Source organism: Pseudomonas sp. UBA1879, from assembly GCF_002338065.1.
In the GTDB taxonomy this organism is placed as follows: Bacteria; Pseudomonadota; Gammaproteobacteria; order Pseudomonadales; family Pseudomonadaceae; genus Aquipseudomonas.
Map to the genome: position 1 here is coordinate 99,470 of NZ_DDHJ01000001.1, position 20,771 is coordinate 120,240.

Here is a 20,771-nt window from a genome sequence, read left to right on the forward strand (position 1 = left end):
ATCACACTGTGGGTGTTAGATATGTATTTTCCACGCCTCTTCAGAACCGGACGCGACGTCCACGTGCGTCCGGTCAGCCACAGGGTGTTCACGTCAAGCCTGTCAGCTTGAGGGCAAAGGCGAGTTCTTCGAAGCTGTCGAAGCGGCGCCCGCTGATCAGCGGCCAGTCGGGACTCTGGAGAGTCAGGTGCTCATCGCTCACCGTGATGGGCAGGTACGTCACCACCCCTTTCTGGTTCTTGTAAATCAGCAGCGGCGAGTCGCCCGAGCGCTGGATCGCGAAGTTGCCAGGGCGTCGCAGGCGATAGCCCAACGACGTGGGGGTGCGCAAGAAATGAGTGCGCACGTCCGTCGTCACCTTCTGTAATCGCAGGTCGCTTTGGACCCTCCCGGCCGGGGCGCCCATGGCCGTCAATACGTCCTCGCCGGGGTCAGGTTCGAAACCGGTGACGCCGCCTTCCGGCACATCCCGGATGCGCAACCCCATCACACCTTCGATTTCCGCCACCCCGGGCACGCCTTTGAAGGCATTGGCGTGGGCATTGCCCACCAGTGCAATCCATTTGCCCCCTGCACGTGCCGGTGCATCCGCGGCCATCACCGTGTGTACGAAATAATTCATGATCTTCAGCCGCACGTTGCGTTCAGGATCAGGCAGACCTGCGACGCGATAACTCGCCATGCAGTCGATCGCGCGAATGCGCACGCCATACTTCTGCGCCGTGCGCACCAGATTCTGGAAGGTGTAAGTGCCTGTCGAGTCGGTGAAGTGGCCCCAGTCCAGGTCTTCGAGATAGGCCTTGAGCGGTGCCGGCATGCGACCGGTCCTGGCGAACGTGTCCAATTCGGCCTGATGCAGATCGGTCAATACATGTTCCAGGTAGAGCGTGCGCACATCGGCGAGCAATTCGTTGCTGCGGAATGAAAGGATTCCCTCGGTGGTTTCATCAGTGGGCGCCGCTTCTGGAACGCTGGCCTCGATCTCTTTCAATGGCGGAATTCACGTCGGTTCAGGCAGGTCCGCGATGGGCGGCGCCGCAACGGGTGTCGCGGGCGTTTGATCGGCGACGACGGTTTTCAATTCAGGTGTCGCCGCAGACAGCAGGAAAACGCTGTTGAACAACACGTCGATGCTGCTCAGGACAGCGCCCACCACGCCATTCTTTCGCTCGGCCGTGGTATACCCATGGATCGCCTGATCAATGTTCAAGCCGACATCGGCAAGCCCCGCGCCCACAGCCGCCAGCGCGACAGGCCAGTCCAGCGCCGCAAGCGCGCCGAAGGTCTGGCCGAAGGCTTTCAAATGACCCATCCACATCTGCTTGCGCAGTTCGCCATTGGAATGAAGGGCATAGTCGGCGTCCGCTTGCATGCGGCTTCGCATGCAGTCGCGTAAATGGGTGAACGGGTCATCCGCCACGGTCTGGTCGTTGCGATTGACCACCTTCAGGGTGTTCGGGCCCCAGTGACTGAACATCATGTCCAGTGCGTGATTCAGGCCCGCAGCGTGATCACGTTCGGCGTGCTGGGCGAGCGGAAAGTGCGACATGAAACGGGCGCGATTGGTCGGCTGATTCGTCTGAGTCATCAGCCACCCCTGCAAATCATCGGGGGTGTCGAACACCTGAAAGGCATTGACCTCGCCAGGCATATAGAGAAACTGACGGCCACCAGGCTCGATGATGCGCAGCATGTCGGTGGCTTCGTAGCCAGCGATGTCGAGCTTGGCAATCCGCACCCCGGCCTGGTGCCTGCTGTCGGCTTGCAACGCCATGAGGGTGACGGGTTTCATCGGGTTGATGCCGAGCGCCATCATCAGCGAGCTGAATTGTTCGTCGTCAAGGTGATGGTGGCGATGGTCCTCGATGGCCTTGGCGATGAAATTGGCTTTCACCAAGGTTCTGAAATCGTCCGCGCAGGTCTGCCAGAAGCTGGACAGTTGCGTGTTGAATCGGGTTTTGAAATCCAGGGTCCAGAAGGCCTCCAACACATCTTGAGGCAAGAGCCGCACTTCATTGGCTTCGTCGTAGGCCTGGGCCTCAGGGCCTTCGGTGTAGAAACCGCTCATGGCCTGTAGGTCGTCTTCGGCGTCCTGATCATTGGCATTGAAGCGGCGCATGACCAGTTGCGGCAGCGTCAGGGATTCGATGGGCGTGTCCAGATGTTCCCAGCCGTTGAACGTCAGCGTGCTGCTTTCGGTACGGTCGAAACGGTGCCAGTAGACCGTGTCCGGTTCCAGATCGCCGAGGCCGTGCTTGCTCAGGATTTCGGTGGCGGCCACGCGTGCCATCTGACGCATGTCGGGACAGGCATCGGTCACTTTTCGGCCGATCGCATGGAGCGTTTGCCGGTCTGCGCTCAACGCAGCGGTGTCTTGGGGAAAGGGAGGCATGATCGTCGTCCTTGATGGATGAACGATGAGCTTCCCGGTCTGCGTGACTGAATTGGTACTAAATATGTACCGCAGCCACTGCTTGCTTATCTTACTGTAATCGCCTGTGTATCGTATCGGCCCCTTACACCTGCTCGCGTTCGCGACGTTGTTCTGTTTCCGTTGCTTGAGGTTTTGTGCTGATGTCCTTCACTCGTCGACAAGTTCTCGGAGGTCTGGCAGGTCTCGCCGTGGTCGGGCTGGGGGCCGGCGGCGTTTCGCGGTATTGGCTCGGCAGGTCCGGGCCGGGGGAGGGGCACGACTACGAATTGATCGCCGCGCCACTGGACACGGAGCTGGTGGCCGGCCACCAGACCCCGGCCTGGGCCTTCGGCGGCTCGGCGCCCGGGACCGAGTTGCGGGTTCGCCAGGGCGAATGGCTGCGGGTGCGCTTCATCAATCGATTGCCGGTCGAGACCACGATTCATTGGCACGGCATTCGCCTGCCGCTGGAAATGGACGGCGTGCCGTACGTGTCGCAGTTGCCGGTCAAACCGGGCGAATACTTCGACTATGTGTTTCGCGTTCCGGATGCGGGCAGCTACTGGTATCACCCCCACGTCAGCAGCAGCGAGCAGTTGGGGCGGGGCCTGGTCGGGCCGCTGATCGTCGAAGAACGCGAGCCTACGGGCTTTTTGCATGAACGCGTGGTCAATCTGAAGAGCTGGCATGTGGACGAGCAGGGCGCGTTCACTGACTTCAGCGTCACCCGTGAGGCGGCGCGCGAAGGGACGGCGGGGCGGCTGTCCACCATCAATGGTGTGCCCCAAGGCGTCATCGAACTGCCCGCGGGACAGATCACTCGGGTGCGCATTCTCAACCTCGACAACACCGTCACCTATCGCCTGAACCTGCCGGATACCGAGGCGATGATTTACGCACTGGACGGCAATCCGATCAAACCGAGACCCTTGGGCAAGGATTACTGGCTGGGCCCGGGCATGCGCATCTGTCTGGCGATCAAGGCGCCCGCCGCCGGTGAAGAACTGTCATTGCGCAACGGGCCCGTGCGCCTGGGGACATTCCGTTCAGTAGCGAACCACGACGCTCCGGGCGAGTGGCCTCCGGCATTGCCTGCCAATCCGGTGGCCGAACCTGACCTGGCGAACGCAGAAAAACTCAACTTCAATTTCGAATGGGCGGGAGCGGTGTCGGTCAATGTCGACAACGGACAGCCGCCGAGCCTGTGGCAAATCAACGGCCAGGCATGGGACATCAACGACAAGACCTGCGCCGACCGCCCCATCGCCAAATTGCAAAAGGGCAAGAGCTACCTTTTCGAACTGAAGAACATGACCCAGTACCAGCACCCCATTCACCTGCACGGCATGACGTTCAAAGTCATCGCGTCCAATCGCAAAGAGGTGGTTCCTTATTTCACCGATACCTACCTGTTAGGCCGAAACGAGCGCGCACGGGTCGCTCTGGTAGCGGATAATCCCGGCGTGTGGATGTTCCACTGCCATGTGGTCGATCACATGGAAACCGGTCTTATGGCAGCTATCGAGGTTTCGTAATGCGGCAGCCGCAAATCATTGATCGCAGCCGTGATCAGCATTTCATGCGCGAGGCCCTGGCGCTGGCCGCCGAGGGGGCGATGCTGGGCGAGGTGCCGGTGGGCGCCGTGGTGGTTCACGACGGCGTGATCATTGGCCGCGGCTATAACTGCCCCATCAGCGGCAGCGACCCCAGCGCCCACGCCGAAATGGTCGCCATTCGCGCGGCCGCGCGGGCAATGAGCAACTACCGCCTGCCCGGCAGCACGCTTTACGTCACCCTGGAGCCGTGCAGCATGTGCGCGGGTTTGATCGTGCATTCGCGCATCGCCCGCGTGGTCTACGGTGCGACCGAACCCAAGGCAGGTGTGGTGCAGAGCCAGGGAGAGTTCTTCACCCAGCCGTTTCTCAACCATCGGGTACTGTTCGAAGGCGGGGTGCTCAGCGAGGAGTGCGGGACAATGCTGAGCGAGTTTTTCAGGATGAGAAGGGCGAAAGGGTAGAGGGCGCGGGATCGCCAAATCCTGACACACCGCCTTCTTTGTACCAACGGAGGAACGACGGCCGCGAAGGCGGTGGGTCAGGTGTGGGGGAGTCGTTTGGCGCGACGCTTCGCTGCCGTCGTACCTCCGGCGGCTCCTACAGGATGTGTGTTGAACGGGATTTCGGTGACCGGCGTTGCAGCGCCGGTTCGGTGGTAAATCGAGGGTTTTTGGCCACCGCGGAATGTGTGTCGAACGGGATTTCAGTGACCGGCAGTGGATCGTCGATTTGGCGTGAATCGAGAGTCTTCGGCCGCCACCGCAGCTGTAGGAGCCGCCGGAGGAACGACGGCCGCGAAGGCGGTGGGTCAGCTGCGGGGAGTCGTTTGGCGCGACGCTTCGCTGCCGTCGTGCCTCCGGTGGCTCCTATGGAAGATGTGTTGAACGCAACTTGGGTGACCGGCACAGATCGCCAATTTGGCGCGAATCGAGAGTCTTCGGCCACCACCGCAGCTGTAGGAGCCGCCGGAGGGACGACGGCCGCGAAGGCGGTGGGTCAGTTGCGGGGAGTCGTTTGGCGCGACGCTTAGCTGCCGTCCGATTACCCACCTTTGGGAGGTGCTCCGCTATGACCAGCATTGGCGATCCATGCAACCACGGAATTGCCGCGAAAGCTCAAAGCGGCGCCTTGTCTTCCGGCGGTTTGGTCTTGTCCACGCCCGGCACGTGCAACGAGCCTTCTACCACCTGACTGCCTTCCAGCTGAGGCTGCGTGACCCACGTCAGGATGTCGTAATACCGACGGATGTTGGCCACGAAGCTGACCGGCTCGCCGCCTCGGGCGTAGCCGTAGCGGGTCTTGCTGTACCACTTTTTCTGAGAGAGACGGGGCAGCATCTTCTTCACGTCGAGCCACTTGTTCGGGTTCAGCCCTTCGTTCTCTGCCAGCTTGCGCGCATCGTCGAGGTGCCCGGTGCCGATGTTGTAGGACGCCAGTGCGAGCCATGTGCGATCTGGCTCTTGAATCGTGTCATCCAACTGTTCTTTCACATAGGCGAAATATTTGGCGCCGCCTTGAATGCTCTGTTTCGCGTCCAGCCGGTTGGTCACCCCCATGGCCTGCGCCGTGCTTTGCGTCAGCATCATCAGCCCGCGCACGCCGGTCTTGGACGTCACAGCCGGTTGCCAGAGGGATTCCTGATAGCCGATGGCCGCCAGCAAACGCCAGTCCACCTGTTCTGCCTTGGCAGCAGACTGGAAATGTTTCTCATACTTGGGCAATCGCTCCTGCAAATGCTGGGCGAAGGTGTAAGCGCCGACATAGCCGAGCACGTCCACATGCCCGTAATAGCGGTCTTTGAGGCGCTGGAGCATGCCGTTTTTCTGCATTTTGTCGAGGAAGGCGTTGATCTCGTTCAGCAAGCTGTTGTCATCGCCCAGCGCGACGGCCCAACGCTGATCGCGTCCATCGCCGAGATCGAAGGCCACCCGTACATTGGGGAAATACACCTGATTCATGGCGAGCTCGTTCGAGTCCACGAGCGTGAGATCGATCTGACCTTCGTCCACCATGCGCAACAGGTCGACAACCTCGACCTGATCGGACTCTTCGTAAGTGATGCCGGGATATTTGACCTTCAGCGCAGCCAACTGCTCGGCGTGGCTGCTGCCCTTGAGCACGAGAATCTTCTTGCCCACCAGATCACCCGGGTCTGTCGGGCGGTTCTGGCCGTTGCGATAGATCACCTGCGGGGTGACTTCAAGGTAGGAGTGCGAGAAGCGCACCTGCCTGGCGCGGTTGTCGGTGCTGATCAGGCCGGCTGCTGCCAGGACCGGGCCACCCGGTTTATTCATTTGGTCGAACAGGTCGTCCAGGTTGTCAGCCGTTTCAATCTTCAATTCGACGCCCAGATCGTCGGCGAAACGCTTGACCAGTTCGTACTCGAAACCGGTTTCACCGTTGCGATCCTGAAAGTACGTGGCGGGGCTGTTGCGGGTGACAACGCGCAGGACGCCATCCTCCTTGACCCGTTCCAGTGTGTTGGGTTTTTCAACACAGGCGCCGAGCAGCAGGAAGATTCCGGTTGCGATGAGCCACTTGGCACAACGTGGGCGGAAATCTGATGGGGAAAACATCGGTGCAGTATACGCAAAGCGCGCTGACCGCCATATCTCGACAGCGAAGGCGGCGTCTGATAGAGCGCAGGATTTTTATCCTCATCAATGTAAGAAACCGTCTTGCACCGACATTCGGGCAGTTGTAAGCCTTCGTTTCGGGTGCCGAAAGGTCGTGTTTAGGCTAGAATGCACGGCCTCAAAGCACACCCCCTTCCCCGAGGCTGTCCCGACGATGTTGATCCTGCGTGGTGCTCCCGCCCTTTCCGCCTTCCGCCACAAGAAATTACTTGAGCAGCTGAACGTCACAGTTCCGGCTGTCAGTGGCCTCTACGCTGAATTCGCCCACTTCGCTGAGGTTACCGGCGTTCTGACCGAGGAAGAGCAACACGTCCTCGCGCGACTCTTGAAATACGGCCCGAGCGTCCCGGTTCAAGAGCCTCGCGGTCGGCTGTTTCTGGTGCTGCCGCGCTTCGGCACCATCTCGCCGTGGTCGAGCAAGGCCACCGACATCGCACGTAACTGCAGCTTGACCAAGGTCCAGCGCATCGAGCGCGGCATTGCCTTTTATGTAGAAGGCCAGTCCAGCGACGCTGAAGCGCAGATCATCGCCGACAACCTCCACGACCGCATGACCCAACTGGTCCTCAATGCGCTTGAAGACGCCGCCGGGCTGTTCAGCCACGCCGAGCCCAAGCCGCTGACCGCCGTGGACGTGCTGGGTGGCGGTCGTGCCGCGCTGGAAAAGGCCAACGTCGAACTGGGCCTGGCCTTGGCGGAAGACGAAATCGATTACCTGGTCAATGCCTTCGTGGGCCTCAAGCGCAACCCGCACGACATCGAACTGATGATGTTCGCCCAAGCCAACTCCGAGCACTGCCGCCACAAGATCTTCAACGCCAGTTGGGACATCGACGGCCAGAGCCAGGAAAAAAGCCTGTTCGGCATGATCAAGAACACTTACCAGATGCACAACGAAGGCGTGCTGTCCGCTTATAAGGACAACGCTTCGGTAATCGTCGGCAGTGTCGCGGGTCGTTTTTTCCCGAATCCTGAAACCCGCCAGTACGGCGCGGTGCAGGAACCGGTGCACATTCTGATGAAGGTCGAGACCCACAACCACCCGACCGCCATCGCTCCGTTCCCGGGCGCTTCCACCGGTTCCGGCGGCGAGATTCGCGACGAAGGCGCGACTGGCCGTGGCGCCAAGCCAAAAGCGGGCTTGACCGGCTTCACCGTTTCCAACCTGAACATTCCGGGTTTCGAGCAGCCTTGGGAACAGCCGTACGGCAAGCCTGAGCGCATCGTGACCCCGCTGGACATCATGATCGAAGGCCCGCTGGGCGGCGCCGCATTCAACAACGAATTCGGTCGTCCAGCCCTGACCGGCTATTTCCGTACCTTCGAACAGTCGATTACCACGCCGCGTGGCGACGAAGTGCGCGGCTATCACAAGCCGATCATGCTGGCTGGCGGCATGGGCAACATCCGTGAAGACCACGTGCAGAAGGGCGAGATCACGGTCGGCGCCAAGCTGATCGTGCTGGGCGGCCCGGCCATGCTGATCGGCCTGGGTGGCGGCGCGGCTTCCTCCATGGCCACCGGCACCAGTTCTGCGGACCTGGACTTCGCCTCGGTTCAGCGCGAAAACCCTGAAATGGAACGCCGTTGCCAGGAGGTCATCGACCGTTGCTGGCAGCTGGGCGACCAGAACCCGATCGCCTTCATCCACGACGTGGGGGCGGGCGGTCTGTCCAACGCGTTCCCTGAACTGGTCAACGACGGGGGCCGTGGCGGTCGTTTCGAGCTGCGCAACGTGCCGAACGACGAACCGGGCATGGCCCCGCTGGAAATCTGGAGCAACGAATCCCAGGAGCGTTACGTCCTGGCCGTGAGCGCACCGGATTTCGAACGTTTCAAAGCGATCTGTGAACGTGAGCGTTGCCCATTCGCAGTCGTCGGTGAAGCCACCGAAGAGCCGCAACTGACAGTCACCGACAGCCACTTCGGCAACAGCCCGGTGGACATGCCGCTGGAAGTGCTGCTGGGCAAGGCGCCGCGCATGCATCGTTCGGCCAGTCGCGAACAAGAGCTGGGCGACGATTTCGACCCGAGCACCCTCGACCTCGAAGAAAGCGTGCAGCGCGTGCTGCATCACCCCGCCGTGGCCAGCAAAAGCTTCCTGATCACCATCGGCGACCGCAGCATCACCGGTATGGTCAACCGCGACCAGATGGTCGGCCCGTGGCAAGTGCCCGTGGCGGACGTCGCCGTGACCGCCACCAGCTTCGACGTCTACACCGGCGAATCGATGGCCATGGGTGAGCGCACCCCGCTGGCACTGCTGGACGCTCCGGCGTCCGGCCGCATGGCGATTGGCGAGACACTGACCAACATCGCCGCGTCAAGCATCGCGAAGATCTCCGACATCAAACTGTCGGCCAACTGGATGTCCGCAGCCGGTCACCCTGGCGAAGACGCACGTTTGTACGACACCGTGAAAGCGGTCGGCATGGAGTTGTGCCCTGAGCTGGGCATCACCATTCCGGTGGGCAAGGACTCGATGTCCATGAAAACCCGCTGGAGCGACGAAGGCACGGAGAAAACCGTCACCTCGCCGCTGTCGCTGATCGTCACCGGTTTCGCGCCGGTCACCGACATTCGCAAGACCTTGACCCCTCAACTGCGCATGGACAAGGGCGAGACGGACCTGATCCTGATCGACCTGGGTCGCGGCCAGAACCGCATGGGTGCGTCGATCCTCGCGCAGACCCACGGCAAGCTGGGCAGCGCCGCGCCGGACGTTGACGACGCTGAAGACCTGAAGGCGTTCTTCGCCGTGATTCAGGGCCTCAATGCCGATGGCCATCTGCTGGCTTACCACGACCGTTCCGACGGCGGCCTGATCACCACCGCACTGGAAATGGCGTTCGCCGGCCACTGCGGGCTGAATCTGGAACTCGACACCCTGACTGGCAAGCGTGAGAAAGTCGCGGCCATTCTGTTCAACGAAGAGCTCGGCGCCGTGATTCAAGTGCGTCAGGACGCGACCCCGGTGGTGCTGGCGCAGTTCAGCGCCGCTGGTTTGGGCGAAGACTGCGTCGCTGTGATCGGCAAACCGGTCAACAACAGCGAGGTGGTCATCAGCCTGAACGGCGAGGCGCTGTTCAAAGGTGATCGTCGTCTGCTGCAACGTCAGTGGAGCGAGACCAGCTACCAGATCCAGCGTCTGCGCGACAATGCCGATTGCGCTGATCAGGAATTCGACGCCCTGTTGGAAGAAGACAACCTGGGCTTGAGCGTCAAGCTGGGTTACGACGTCAACGAAGACATCGCTGCGCCTTACATCAAGAAAGGCGTTCGACCACAGGTGGCGGTGCTGCGCGAGCAGGGCGTGAACGGCCAGGTTGAAATGGCAGCGGCTTTCGACCGTGCCGGATTTGCTTCGGTCGATGTGCACATGAGCGACATCCTTGCAGGCCGTGTTGACCTCAGCGAGTTCAAAGGCCTGGTGGCGTGCGGTGGTTTCTCCTACGGCGACGTTCTCGGTGCGGGCGAAGGCTGGGCCAAGTCTGCGTTGTTCAACAGTCGTGCGCGTGATGCGTTTCAAGGTTTCTTCGAACGTTCCGACAGCTTCGCATTGGGCGTGTGCAATGGTTGCCAGATGATGTCCAACCTCAGCGAGCTGATTCCGGGCAGCGAATTCTGGCCACACTTCGTGCGCAACCGCTCCGAGCAGTTCGAAGGGCGTGTCGCGATGGTGGAGGTGCAGAAGTCGGCGTCGATCTTCCTGCAAGGCATGGCCGGGTCTCGCATGCCGATCGCCATCGCTCACGGTGAAGGTCACGCGGAGTTCAAATCACCTGACGCGCTGCTGGAAACCGATGTGTCCGGCACCGTCGCTCTTCGCTTCGTCGACAACCACGGCAAAGTCACCGAAACCTACCCCGCCAACCCCAATGGCTCGCCGCGCGGGATTACCGGCCTGACCACCCTCGACGGTCGCGTCACCATCATGATGCCGCACCCTGAGCGCGTGTTCCGCGCCGTGACCAACTCGTGGCGTCCGGACGAGTGGACTGAAGATGGCGCGTGGATGCGGATGTTCCGCAACGCGCGCGTCTGGGTCAATTAATCGCTGATGTACAAGCTCGCCTTCTTCGTACCGCCGAGCCATGTGGAGCAGGTCAAAAGCGCGTTGTTCGCCGCCGGTGCGGGGCGAATCGGTGCTTACGACAGCTGCTCATGGCAGGTGCTCGGCATGGGCCAGTTCCGCCCACTGGACGGCAGCCAGCCGTTCATTGGGCAGACCGGCGAAGTCGAGCAAGTCGAAGAGTGGAAGGTCGAGCTTGTCGTCGCCGATGAATTGATCCAGCAGGTTGTGGCGGCCCTCAAAAGCAGCCACCCCTACGAAACCCCGGCCTATGACGTGTGGAAGCTCGCGGATTTCTGAAGCAGATTGCGTGTCTTTGGCACACCGCAAAAGTAGGAGCCGGCTTGCTGGCGAAGGCGGCGGGTCAGTTAAAACGATGTTGACTGGTCCACCGCCTTCGCCAGCAAGCCGGCTCCTACCATAGGTGTCTCCCGCAGGAGGTTGTGTCGCCTGTCAGGTCGGTTTGACCATCCCCCGCACCGCCTCGCTCAACCCTTGCGCACCATCCCCTACCAACACATGCCACACGCCGTTCCCCAGGCTTCGCACCCCTTGCGACCCCAACGCTTCCAGTTGACCCGCCGCCAACGACTGGCCTTCCTTCAATTGCACCCGCAGTCGGGTCAGTGCCACGCATTCCACGTCTGCAATGCCTTTACCACCCAGCGCCTTGAACCATTGCGCTGCCTGTGCGATGTCGACTGTTTGACGAGGAGCCGCAACGACCGGCTCCCCAGCCACTGGCGTCTTCGCCGCATGGGGGAGGGCGTTGCGCAGTTCGTCTGCCAGGCCATCGGCCATTGGCCCGACCACCACTTGCAGACTTCCCGCATTCCCCGGACGCACCACCGCCATCGCGCCCAGCGCTTTCAGTTCGTTGTCCTGCGCTTTGTTGCGGTCCACCAGTTGCAGACGCAAGCGTGTGGTGCAGGCGTCAATCCCGAGTAGATTGTCAGCGCCGCCCAACGCATTGATGTAAGCGCCGGCGCGGTCGCTTTGGGCCAATTGAGCGGTAGTGGCGACGACCTGTTCACGCCCGGGTGTTTTCAAGTTGAAGCGCTTGATGCACTGGTCGAACACCACGTAATAGATCAGCGCGTATGCCAAGCCCACTGGAAACACCAGCCAGCCATTGGTGGACTTGCCCCAGCCCAATGCCATGTCGATAGCGCCGCCTGAAAACGTGAAACCCAAATGGATGTTGAGCAGGTTCGTGACCGCCATCGACAAGCCGGTCAGCAGTGCGTGCAGCACATAGAGCATCGGCGCGAGGAACATAAACGCGAATTCGATCGGCTCGGTCACGCCAGTCAAGGCCGAAGTCAGGGCCATCGACAGCAGAATCCCGCCGATCAGCTTGCGGTTTTCGGGCAGCGCATTGCGGTACATCGCCAGACAGGCCGCAGGCAGACCGAAAATCATCATCGGGAACATGCCGGTCATGAACTGGCCCGCATGGGGATCGCCCGCAAAATAGCGCGCCAGATCGCCGGTGACTGCACGGCCGGTATCAGGGTCGGTGAAGCTGCCAAACACGAACCACACCAGGTTATTCAGGATGTGGTGCAGACCGGTGATGATCAGGATTCGGTTCATCACGCCGAAGAAAAACGCGCCGATGCTGCCGCTGTCCAGCATCAGTTGGCCGAGGGTGTTGATGCCCTGTTGCACCGGTGGCCAGATCAGCCCGAACACCAACCCCAGCACCACCGCCGACAGCCCTGTGACAATCGGCACGAACCGACGCCCGCCAAAAAACGCCAGGTATTCGGGCAGATGAATGTCCTTGAAGCGGTTGTACATCGCGCCGCCCAGCAGGCCCGAGATGATCCCGGCGAGCATGCCCATGTCGATGTGCGGGTCGAGCACCTTGAGGGTCGAGGTCATGACCAGATAGCCGATCGCACCGGCCAGACCCGCCGTACCGTTGTTGTCGCGGGCGAAGCCCACGGCGATGCCGATGGCGAAGATCAGCGCCAGGTTGCTGAAGATCGCGTTGCCCGCCGAGTGAATGATCGCGATGTCCAGCAGGTCGGTATCGCCCAGACGCAGCAACAGACCGGCAATCGGCAGAATCGCGATGGGCAGCATCAACGCGCGCCCCAGCCGCTGCAACCCTTCGATGAAATGTTGGTACATGACGTCGCTCCTTGAGGTGATCGTTCTTGTTATTCAGGCGATGGCTTTTGGCGTCAGAACCTGCGTTTGAAAGGTGCGGCAGGCCTCACGCACGGCTTCGGCACTGGTCAGGTTCATCACGTGTTGAGCCAGTGCCTCACATTGGCGGACGTCCAGCTCGCGGACCTGAGCCTTGATTTCCGGCACTTGAGGCGGACTCACTGACAGCTCGCGCACACCCAGCCCGATCAGCGCAGCCGTGGCCAGCGGGTCGGACGCCAGCGCGCCACACACACCGACCCAGCGGCCTTTATCCTGGGCGGCGGTGCAGGTCATGGCGATCAGGCGCAAGAGGGCGGGGTGCAGCGCGTCGACGCGCGCCGCGAGCCCCGCATGGTCCCGGTCCATGGCCAAGGTGTATTGCGACAAATCGTTGGTGCCGATGGACAGAAAGTCCGCGTGTTCGGCCAGTTGCCCGGCGAGCAAGGCAGCAGACGGCACCTCGATCATCACGCCCAATTCAGGGCGCTCGCTGATGCCGGCTTCCAGGGCCAATGCGTCGATGCGCGCCCGCACCGCCAGCAGTTCGCTGACCTCGCTGATCATCGGCAGCAGAATGCGGCAACGCGCCAGCGGCTTGACCCGCAACAGCGCCCGCAGCTGTTGATCGAGCAGCCCGGGACGGGCCTGGCCCAGACGAATGCCGCGCAGGCCCAGCACTGGATTGGCTTCGGCGGGGAGGGGCAGGTATTCCAGTTGCTTGTCGCCGCCGACGTCGATGGTGCGGATGATCACCGGTTTCTCGGGCATGGCGTCGAGCACCGACTGATAGGCCGACAGCTGCTCGTCCTCAGTGGGGGCGATTTTGCGATCCACGAACAGAAACTCGGTGCGCAGCAGGCCCACGCCATCGGCGCCATTGAGCTGCGCGTTTTCAGCGTCGGCTCGGGACGCGACGTTGGCCGCGACCTCAATGCCGACGCCGTCCTGCGTGTGTGCAGGGAGATGCGCCTGTTGCTGCTGTAGCTGGCGCTGTTCGAAGCGCTGTGTGCGAAGGGTCTGAATGTCCTGTAGGCGAGCCGCATCGGGCTTGAGTTCCAGCCGCCCGTTGTCGGCATCCAGCACCACGTCTTGATCGGACGCGACGTCGAGCAGCGCCGACCCCAGTGCCACCAGGCACGGCAGACCCTTGCTGCGGGCGAGGATGGCGACGTGGGACGTGGCGCCGCCATCCGCCATGCAAATCCCGCCGACGCCACGCTGCACCAGCATCAGCAGGTCTGACGGGGTCAGTTCGCGAGCGATGACGATAGCGCCGGCCGGTACTTCAATGTTTCGCGCATCGCCGAGCAACGTCAGCAATACCCGTTGACGCAGGTCGCGCAGGTCGTTGGCGCGTTCGGCGAGCAGAGGATTGCCGAGGTTTTCCAGTACCGCGCACTGGGCCAGCACAGCCTGACTCCAGGCGTGGGTCGCGCTCTGCCCTTGATCGATGGCGTCGTAGGCCGCGTCGAGCAGGGCCGGGTCTTCGAGCATCGCCAGGTGCGTGGCGAAGATCGCGCTCTGTTCGTGATGCTGATGGTCGAGAGAGGTGCTGACGTCGGCACGAACCTGTACCAGGCCCTCAGTGAGAATCTGGCGTTGTTCGTCAGGACGGTGGCCGCCGAAGTCTTCTTCCAGCTCAATCGTGTCGAGCCGGAACAATGGGCCGCTGGCCAGGCCGGGGGATGCGGTCACCCCGCGCAGTACGGCGTGTTCGAGATCTCCCTTTTCGTTGCCCAGGGGCGTGACAGGGGCCATTGGCGCTTGCGGTTTTTCGTCCGGGGAGGGCGTGGACAGCGTCTTGAGCAGCGCCTGCAACGCCACGTCGCTGTCATGCCCCAGACACACCACTTCCACCTCATCCTGCTCGGCCACGCCAAGGCCCATCAGGCCGGTAACGCTGTCGGTCGAGGCACTGGCCCCGGCGAAATGCAGCTCGGCATGGCTCGAGAATTGGCGGGCCGTATGACGCACCAGCGCGGCAGGACGCGCATGCAATCCGCCGCTGTGAGCCACGCGAATGGTGCCGCGGGCCTGTTTGGCCCGAACATCGGTGTTTGCGGCCGCTTGCGTGTCTTGGGCCACACCTTCGATGATCAGCAACGGTTCGCCCACGTTCACCGAGCCAAAAGGCCGGGCGGGCGTCACGCTGTAACGATCACTGTTCAGCAGAATCAGCGGGCTGACCAAGCTACGGCTTTCGCGGGCCACCTTGTCCAGATCGAAGCGCAATAGCGGTTGGCCGTCCTTCACCCGTTGGCCGTCTTTGACCAACGCTTCAAAGCCTTCGCCATTCAGCCCCACGGTGTCGATGCCCACGTGCAGCAGCCACTCGCTGCCGTTATCGGCCCGCAGATTCACGGCATGGCGAGTGCGCGCGACATTAATGACCACCCCGGCGAAGGGCGCGTGCAGCACGGCATCCAGTGGATCAATGGCAATGCCGACGCCCATGGCGCCCTCGGCGAACACCGGGTCAGGCACTTGGGCCATCTCCAGTACCGCTCCGCTGAACGGGGCGCTGAACGTCATTTGTTTGTTGTTATGCATGACATCGTCCTTGTTGGCGTCGCTCGAAGGCGCGGAATCAATGGGTTTTGGTGACTTTGCTCAAGTGTCGTGGCTGATCGGGATCCAGCCCCCGGGCTTCGGCCAGGCCCGCTGCCATCACGTAAAAACTCTGGATCGCGAGAATCGGGTCAAGGGCCGGGTGGTCGGCGCAACTCAGGGTCAGGTCGCGTTCGGGAACGTCGTCGGGGGCTGCCAGCAACACCTTCGCACCGCGTTCGCGCATGTCGGTGGCGAGGGCGAGCAGGCTGGCCTGTTCGGCGCCTCGGGTGGCAAAGATCAGCAGCGGATAGTGATCGCCCACCAGCGCCATCGGGCCATGGCGCACTTCCGCGCTGCTGAACGCTTCGGCCTGAATGCCCGACGTCTCTTTAAACTTGAGCGCCGCTTCCTGAGCGATGGCGAAACCGGTGCCGCGACCGATCACCATCAGCCGCTCACAGTCGCGCAGCGCATCGATGGCCACGGACCAGTCCTGGCGCGCGGCGTCATGTAAGCGTTCAGGGAGGGTTTCGCCGGCCAGTAGCAGTGCGGAATCATGCTGCCAGTGCGCGATCAGTCGGGCGCTGGCGCTGAGGGTGGCGATGAAGCTTTTGGTCGCTGCAACGCTCAGTTCAGGCCCCGCGCTCAGCGGCAGCACGTACTCACAGGCCTGTTCGAGAGGCGAGCCCGCGGCGTTGACCATGGCAATGGTCAAGGCGCCGCGTTCACGCAGTGTGCGCAGGCTGTCCACCAGATCCGGACTTTGGCCGGACTGCGAGAAGCCGATGGCAGGCTGGTTCTCAACACGCAAGGGCGAATCGTGCAGGGTCACCACCGACATCGGCAGCGACGCCACAGGGACGCCCACGTGCTGCATGGTCAGATAGGCAAAGTAGCTGGCGGCGTGATCGGAACTGCCCCGGGCCACGGAGAGCACGACGTGAGGCGCGGTCTGACGCAGACGCTGCGCAAGGTCGATCAGGCGCGGTTCGAGCACGGTCAACTGATGCCGCACGACGTCCGCTGAGGCGAGGGCCTCTTCAAGCATTTTCGAGTTCAAGGGTCTCTCCTTCGACCATCACGGCGGTGAGTGTCAGGTCGCGGTCCAGGTACACGGCGTCCGCCCAACTGCCGGGTTGCAGGCGGCCCCGATCTTCGATGCCCAGGTAGTCCGCAGGAAATTGCGACAGTCGCTGTGAGGCTTCCGCCAAGGGCAGGCCGATCTTCACCAGATTACGCAGCGCTTGATCCATGGTCAGCGTGCTGCCCGCGAGCGTGCCGTCGGGCAGGCGCACGCCGCCCAGGCATTTGGTGACGGTGTGGCTGCCTAGCTTGTATTCGCCGTCCGGCATGCCGGTGGCGGCGGTGGAATCGGTGACGCAATACAGGCAGGGGATCGAGCGCAGCGCGACGCGAATTGCGCCAGGGTGCACGTGCAGTAAATCGGGAATCAGCTCGGCGTAGCGCGCATGGGCCAGAGCGGCGCCGACGATGCCGGGCTCGCGATGGTGCAGCGGGCTCATGGCGTTATAGAGGTGGGTGAAGCTGGTCGCACCGGCGTCAAGGGCTTTGACGCCTTCCTCGTAGCTGCCCAGGGTGTGGCCGATTTGCAGGCGCACCCCTTGGGAGGCCAGCGCCTTGATCAGCTCGACATGCCCGGCGATTTCCGGGGCAATGGTGATGACCTTGATCGGCGCCAGGCTCAGATAATGTTCGACTTCGCTCAACAGCGCCGCGTGGGCGTGGTTGGGTTGTGCGCCGAGTTTTCCGGGATTGATGTAGGGGCCTTCCAGATGCACGCCTAACACTCGGGCTGTTTCTGACGCTCGGTGCTGACAATACCCGCCCAGTTGCTCCAGAATCTGACCGATCTCGGCGGCAGGGGCGGTCATGGTTGTGGCCAGCATCGACGTGGTGCCGAAGCGCAGGTGCGTGCGGGCGATGGTCGAGAACCCCTCGGTGCCTTCCATCACGTCGTTCCCGCCGCCACCGTGGACGTGCAGGTCGATGAAGCCCGGCAAGATGTAGGGCAGGTCGTTGTCCTGAGGGTTGCAGGGCGTGCCCTGAATGCTCGTCACCCGACCGTCGCGGTGCTGCAACTGGCCGCGAACCCAGCCGTCGGCGGTGAGGATGTTGAAGTCGGACATGCAGGCTCCGTTTGGGTGTATCTGCGCGGCGCGTTACCGGCGCAGTTCGGCGACGAAGTCGTAGTAATCGTCGCGGCAGTAGGTGTCGGTCAGTTCGATGGGGGTGTTGTCGGCGAGATAGCCGATCCGGGTCATCAGCAGCATGGCGGTGCCGGTTTCGATCCCGACCAGCGCAGCCATGTCTGCCGACGCGTTGATCGCGCGGATGTGTTGCAGGGCTCGAACCACCGGACGGCCAATGGACTCCAGGTGTGCATACAGCGAATCACCGATGGCCTCCGGTTCTGGCAGCAGGGCGGCGGGCAGGGCGCTGAGTTCAACCGCCATGACGATGCCATCGGCCTTGCGCAGACGCTTGAGCCGGGCGACTTTTTCGCTTGGCGACAGGCTCAGGCGGATCAGTTCTTCATGGGTCGGCAGGGTGATGTCGCGTTCCAGCCACTGCGAGCTGGGGGTAAAGCCTTTGAGCCGTAGCATCTCGCTGAAGCTGGAAAGGCGAGAAAGCGGCTGTTCGAGGCGCGGCGTGATGAACGTCCCCGAACCCTGACTGCGACGAATCAGCCCTTGCTCCAGCAGAACTTCCAGCGCTTTACGCGCCGTGACGCGGGAGATGCTTAAGGTTTCGCTGAGGCTGCGTTCAGACGGCAACGCCTGTTCGGCTTTCCACTGCCCCGCATGAATGGCCGCTTCCAGGTTGCGGGCCAATTGCAGGTACAGCGGCGTCGGCTGACGATCGTCGGGACGCAGGGAGAGAATCGAAATCATGAAGAAACGCCGACGTGATTGAAATTATGTCCGGAGATTGCGCCCGAAAGTAATACCACTTGCATACCACGTCAACGGGATTGGTATTCGAGGGTGAGGGTTTTTGGTCACAGAGTGGTGACGTTTGGTTGGGGGATGGGGGAGAGTCAGGCAAGCCAAGGTCGCCGGGTTTGCTGCCGCTGTGCGACAGATCGCTGCCGTCGTGCCTCCGGCGTCTCCCACGGCCTTCGGCCAGAGGCGGTGCGGTGCGTGCCTGACAACACGCAAGCTGCTTTTGATTCTGGCCGAAGGCCGTAGGAGCAAGCTTGCTCGCGATCTGGCGCGAAGCGGCAGCAAAACCTCTGCAACGCGGTACATCTGATACAACCGAGGCGTCCGGTTTTGCTGCCGCTTCGGTCGAGCGCGACCCTGGGCCGATCGTCGGCAACGTGGAGCGCCACCCCGGCGACTCCTACGCCCTCCGGGCAGAAGCCGTACGCGGCGAGAATGGCAGGGGGCGACAACTGGTATCCAAGTGGCCTATGGCCGGATCTCGATCATCGTGCCGTCTTTTACCAAGTCCCACACTTCGCGAATGTCGCTGTTTTTCATGGCGATGCAGCCGTTGGTCCAGTCCAGCGTGTGGAAGTACCACTCCGGGTATTCTTCGTTGATTGGCGTGCCATGAATCATGATCATGCTGCCCGGTTTGACGCCTTCACGGCGGGCGCGGGCGGCATCGGCGATGTTGGGGTAGGAAATGTGCATCGAGAGATTGAAGGCGTCGCTGGTCTTGCGCCAGTCGAGCCAGTAGAAACCTTCTGGCGTGCGTTGGTCACCCTCTTGCAGCTTCGGGCCTTTTGGCGCTTTGCCCAGCGAGATGCGGTAGGTTTTCAGCGCCTCGCCCTGGCTCATCAACTGCAACTGATGCGCCGACTTGAGGACCAGCACTTTATCGATGGTGCGGTGGCTGATGTCTTGCGTGTCCACCACCTTACCGTCGACGAATTTCTGCTCGCTGCCCTTGGGCACGATGGTTTGAGTGAACGCGGCCTGGGCAAGTGGAACGACCGACAGGCATAGAACAGCGAGCAACCAACGCATTTTCAACGGTAATCCCTGTACCCGGCGCCGCCATGGCGCGGGCCTTCTGGTCAAGTAGTTTTGAGAGGGGGCACGACAGTAAGACAATCGGTATGCACCGGGAATTCTTGATGCCGCCGGTCCGCAAAAAAGCATTCCAGGGTCCGTCGGACGGTGTTGAACGCCAGCTCCGACCACGGGATATCGGCCTCGTCGAACAGCTTCACCTCAAGGCTTTCGACCCCGGCTGCGAAGTCCGCGCTGGCCATGTTGGCCCGGTAGAAAACGTGCACCTGACTGATGTGTGGCACGTCGATCATGGCGTACAAGTGCAAGTCTTCCAGAGCCGCGCAAGCCTCTTCCACGGTCTCCCGCCGCGCCGCCTGCTCGACGCTTTCGCCGTTCTCCATGAAACCGGCCGGCAGCGTCCAGTACCCCAGCCGCGGCTCGATGGCGCGTCGGCACAGCAGCACCTTGCCCTCCCAGATCGGCAGCACCCCGGCAACGATGTTCGGGTTCTGATAATGAATGGTGTGGCAGTGGTCGCAGACGTAACGCAGGCGGGTATCGCCTTCGGGGATACGTTGGGTGACCTGTTCGCCGCAGTGGCTGCAGAATTTCATGATCGAATCGGGTTCCTGAAGTCAGCGGCTATCTTGGCGTGTGGCGCGGGTGGTCGGCAAGCGGTGTCTCGTTTCTGGCGCGCGGGTTGTCGCCCATGGGGTTGGGCGTGTCGGCGGTTTGGTGCATGATGCGGGTCAGGCCACCGACCGAGAATTTCCATGCTGGACGAGCTTGTTCGCCGTATGAGCAGTCACACGCCGCAGTCGCTGGAGACCAATGCCCGCTTCTCCGAGGCCGCGGTGCTCATGCCCATCACCCGCAGCGACGAGCCGGAACTGGTGTTGACCCTGCGCGCCAGCGGTCTCTCGACCCATGGCGGCGAGGTGGCGTTTCCCGGTGGGCGAAGGGACCCCGAAGACCCTGATCTGGTGTTCACCGCCCTGCGCGAAGCCGAGGAGGAGATCGGCTTGCCGCCGGGGCTCGTTGAAGTCGTCGGACCGCTGAGCCCGCTGATTTCGAAGCACGGGCTCAAAGTGACGCCTTATGTTGGAATCATCCCCGATTACGTCGAATACAAGCCCAATGATGGCGAGATCGCGGCCGTTTTCAGTGTGCCGCTGGAGTTTTTCCGCCAAGACGCCCGCGAACACACGCACCGCATCGATTATCAAGGCCGTAGTTGGTACGTGCCGAGCTATCGATTCGGCGAGTACAAGATTTGGGGCTTGAGCGCGATCATGATCGTGGAGCTGATGAATGTGCTGTTCGACAGCCAGATCAGCCTGCACCATCCGCCTCAGCGTTCGTCGAGGTTACCGCTGAAATCCTGAGTCACCCGTTTCGCCC

Annotated in this window: 15 protein-coding genes; 5 read left to right on the top strand and 10 right to left on the bottom strand. The window is 62.0% G+C overall.

Annotated features, from left to right (window positions below; genetic code table 11):
* Positions 1-88: 88 nt before the first annotated feature.
* Together B3N48_RS00480 and B3N48_RS00485 are read right to left on the bottom strand one after the other, a co-directional pair.
* On the bottom strand, positions 89-991 hold the full coding sequence (locus B3N48_RS00480) for a membrane-targeted effector domain-containing toxin (RefSeq protein ID WP_296178304.1): 903 nt from the start codon (positions 989-991) through the stop codon (positions 89-91).
* Positions 992-1,000: 9 nt separating this feature from the next.
* On the bottom strand, positions 1,001-2,392 hold the full coding sequence (locus tag B3N48_RS00485; protein ID WP_296178308.1) for a dermonecrotic toxin domain-containing protein: 1,392 nt from the start codon (positions 2,390-2,392) through the stop codon (positions 1,001-1,003).
* Between the two features lie 182 nt (positions 2,393-2,574).
* On the opposite strand from B3N48_RS00485, the gene B3N48_RS00490 reads away from it, so the two are divergent.
* The gene (locus B3N48_RS00490; protein WP_296178309.1) at positions 2,575-3,948 is read left to right on the top strand and encodes a multicopper oxidase family protein; all 1,374 of its coding nucleotides are present in this window, start codon (positions 2,575-2,577) and stop codon (positions 3,946-3,948) included.
* Positions 3,948-4,430, top strand: coding sequence for a tRNA adenosine(34) deaminase TadA (gene tadA, locus B3N48_RS00495; RefSeq protein ID WP_296178312.1), 483 nt, complete (start codon positions 3,948-3,950; stop codon positions 4,428-4,430). Before B3N48_RS00490 ends, tadA begins: the two co-directional genes overlap by 1 nt.
* A gap of 654 nt (positions 4,431-5,084) precedes the next feature.
* On the opposite strand, the gene mltF is transcribed toward tadA, so the two are convergent.
* Positions 5,085-6,545: a membrane-bound lytic murein transglycosylase MltF gene (gene mltF, locus B3N48_RS00500; protein ID WP_296178314.1), complete on the bottom strand. Its 1,461-nt coding sequence runs from the start codon at positions 6,543-6,545 to the stop codon at positions 5,085-5,087.
* 214 nt (positions 6,546-6,759) lie between these two features.
* Between mltF and purL the strand changes: the two genes are divergently transcribed.
* Positions 6,760-10,659, top strand: a complete 3,900-nt coding sequence (purL, locus tag B3N48_RS00505) for a phosphoribosylformylglycinamidine synthase (protein WP_296178315.1) — start codon at positions 6,760-6,762, stop codon at positions 10,657-10,659.
* Positions 10,660-10,665: 6 nt separating this feature from the next.
* A complete protein-coding gene (cutA, locus tag B3N48_RS00510; protein ID WP_296178317.1) occupies positions 10,666-10,977 on the top strand; it encodes a YqfO family protein in 312 nt (103 codons plus the stop codon).
* A 153-nt stretch (positions 10,978-11,130) separates the two neighbouring features.
* On the opposite strand, the gene nagE is transcribed toward cutA, so the two are convergent.
* The 7 genes from nagE to B3N48_RS00545 all read right to left on the bottom strand — a co-directional run bounded on the left by nagE (position 11,131) and on the right by B3N48_RS00545 (position 19,984).
* Entirely contained in the window at positions 11,131-12,816 is a 1,686-nt protein-coding gene (gene nagE / locus B3N48_RS00515; protein ID WP_296178320.1) for an N-acetylglucosamine-specific PTS transporter subunit IIBC, read from the bottom strand.
* A 33-nt stretch (positions 12,817-12,849) separates the two neighbouring features.
* The gene (gene ptsP, locus B3N48_RS00520) at positions 12,850-15,387 is read right to left on the bottom strand and encodes a phosphoenolpyruvate--protein phosphotransferase (protein WP_296178321.1); all 2,538 of its coding nucleotides are present in this window, start codon (positions 15,385-15,387) and stop codon (positions 12,850-12,852) included.
* A 37-nt stretch (positions 15,388-15,424) separates the two neighbouring features.
* On the bottom strand, positions 15,425-16,447 hold the full coding sequence (locus B3N48_RS00525) for an SIS domain-containing protein (protein WP_296178323.1): 1,023 nt from the start codon (positions 16,445-16,447) through the stop codon (positions 15,425-15,427).
* Positions 16,428-17,534 (bottom strand): N-acetylglucosamine-6-phosphate deacetylase, encoded by a 1,107-nt coding sequence (nagA, locus tag B3N48_RS00530; protein ID WP_296178326.1) that lies wholly within the window; start codon positions 17,532-17,534, stop codon positions 16,428-16,430. The genes B3N48_RS00525 and nagA overlap by 20 nt, the downstream gene beginning before the upstream one ends.
* Before the next feature lie 33 nt (positions 17,535-17,567).
* Complete coding sequence (locus tag B3N48_RS00535; protein ID WP_296178328.1) at positions 17,568-18,299, bottom strand: GntR family transcriptional regulator; 732 nt, start codon at positions 18,297-18,299, stop codon at positions 17,568-17,570.
* A 519-nt stretch (positions 18,300-18,818) separates the two neighbouring features.
* On the bottom strand, positions 18,819-19,382 hold the full coding sequence (locus B3N48_RS00540) for a L,D-transpeptidase family protein (protein ID WP_296178331.1): 564 nt from the start codon (positions 19,380-19,382) through the stop codon (positions 18,819-18,821).
* Between the two features lie 50 nt (positions 19,383-19,432).
* Positions 19,433-19,984, bottom strand: coding sequence for an NUDIX hydrolase (locus B3N48_RS00545; protein WP_296178333.1), 552 nt, complete (start codon positions 19,982-19,984; stop codon positions 19,433-19,435).
* Positions 19,985-20,143: 159 nt separating this feature from the next.
* On the opposite strand from B3N48_RS00545, the gene B3N48_RS00550 reads away from it, so the two are divergent.
* Positions 20,144-20,755 carry a CoA pyrophosphatase gene (locus tag B3N48_RS00550; protein WP_296178336.1) on the top strand — a complete coding sequence of 204 codons (612 nt, stop codon included), beginning with the start codon at positions 20,144-20,146 and terminating at the stop codon, positions 20,753-20,755.
* Positions 20,756-20,771: the final 16 nt, after the last annotated feature.

Coding starts and splice junctions, on each gene's coding strand:
- B3N48_RS00485 (WP_296178308.1), bottom strand. CDS start 2,392: ATGCCTCCCTTTCCCCAAGACACCGCTGCGTTGAGCGCAGACCGGCAA.
- B3N48_RS00490 (WP_296178309.1), top strand. CDS start 2,575: ATGTCCTTCACTCGTCGACAAGTTCTCGGAGGTCTGGCAGGTCTCGCC.
- tadA (WP_296178312.1), top strand. CDS start 3,948: ATGCGGCAGCCGCAAATCATTGATCGCAGCCGTGATCAGCATTTCATG.
- mltF (WP_296178314.1), bottom strand. CDS start 6,545: ATGTTTTCCCCATCAGATTTCCGCCCACGTTGTGCCAAGTGGCTCATC.
- purL (WP_296178315.1), top strand. CDS start 6,760: ATGTTGATCCTGCGTGGTGCTCCCGCCCTTTCCGCCTTCCGCCACAAG.
- cutA (WP_296178317.1), top strand. CDS start 10,666: ATGTACAAGCTCGCCTTCTTCGTACCGCCGAGCCATGTGGAGCAGGTC.
- nagE (WP_296178320.1), bottom strand. CDS start 12,816: ATGTACCAACATTTCATCGAAGGGTTGCAGCGGCTGGGGCGCGCGTTG.
- ptsP (WP_296178321.1), bottom strand. CDS start 15,387: ATGCATAACAACAAACAAATGACGTTCAGCGCCCCGTTCAGCGGAGCG.
- nagA (WP_296178326.1), bottom strand. CDS start 17,534: ATGTCCGACTTCAACATCCTCACCGCCGACGGCTGGGTTCGCGGCCAG.
- B3N48_RS00535 (WP_296178328.1), bottom strand. CDS start 18,299: ATGATTTCGATTCTCTCCCTGCGTCCCGACGATCGTCAGCCGACGCCG.
- B3N48_RS00540 (WP_296178331.1), bottom strand. CDS start 19,382: ATGCGTTGGTTGCTCGCTGTTCTATGCCTGTCGGTCGTTCCACTTGCC.
- B3N48_RS00545 (WP_296178333.1), bottom strand. CDS start 19,984: ATGAAATTCTGCAGCCACTGCGGCGAACAGGTCACCCAACGTATCCCC.
- B3N48_RS00550 (WP_296178336.1), top strand. CDS start 20,144: ATGCTGGACGAGCTTGTTCGCCGTATGAGCAGTCACACGCCGCAGTCG.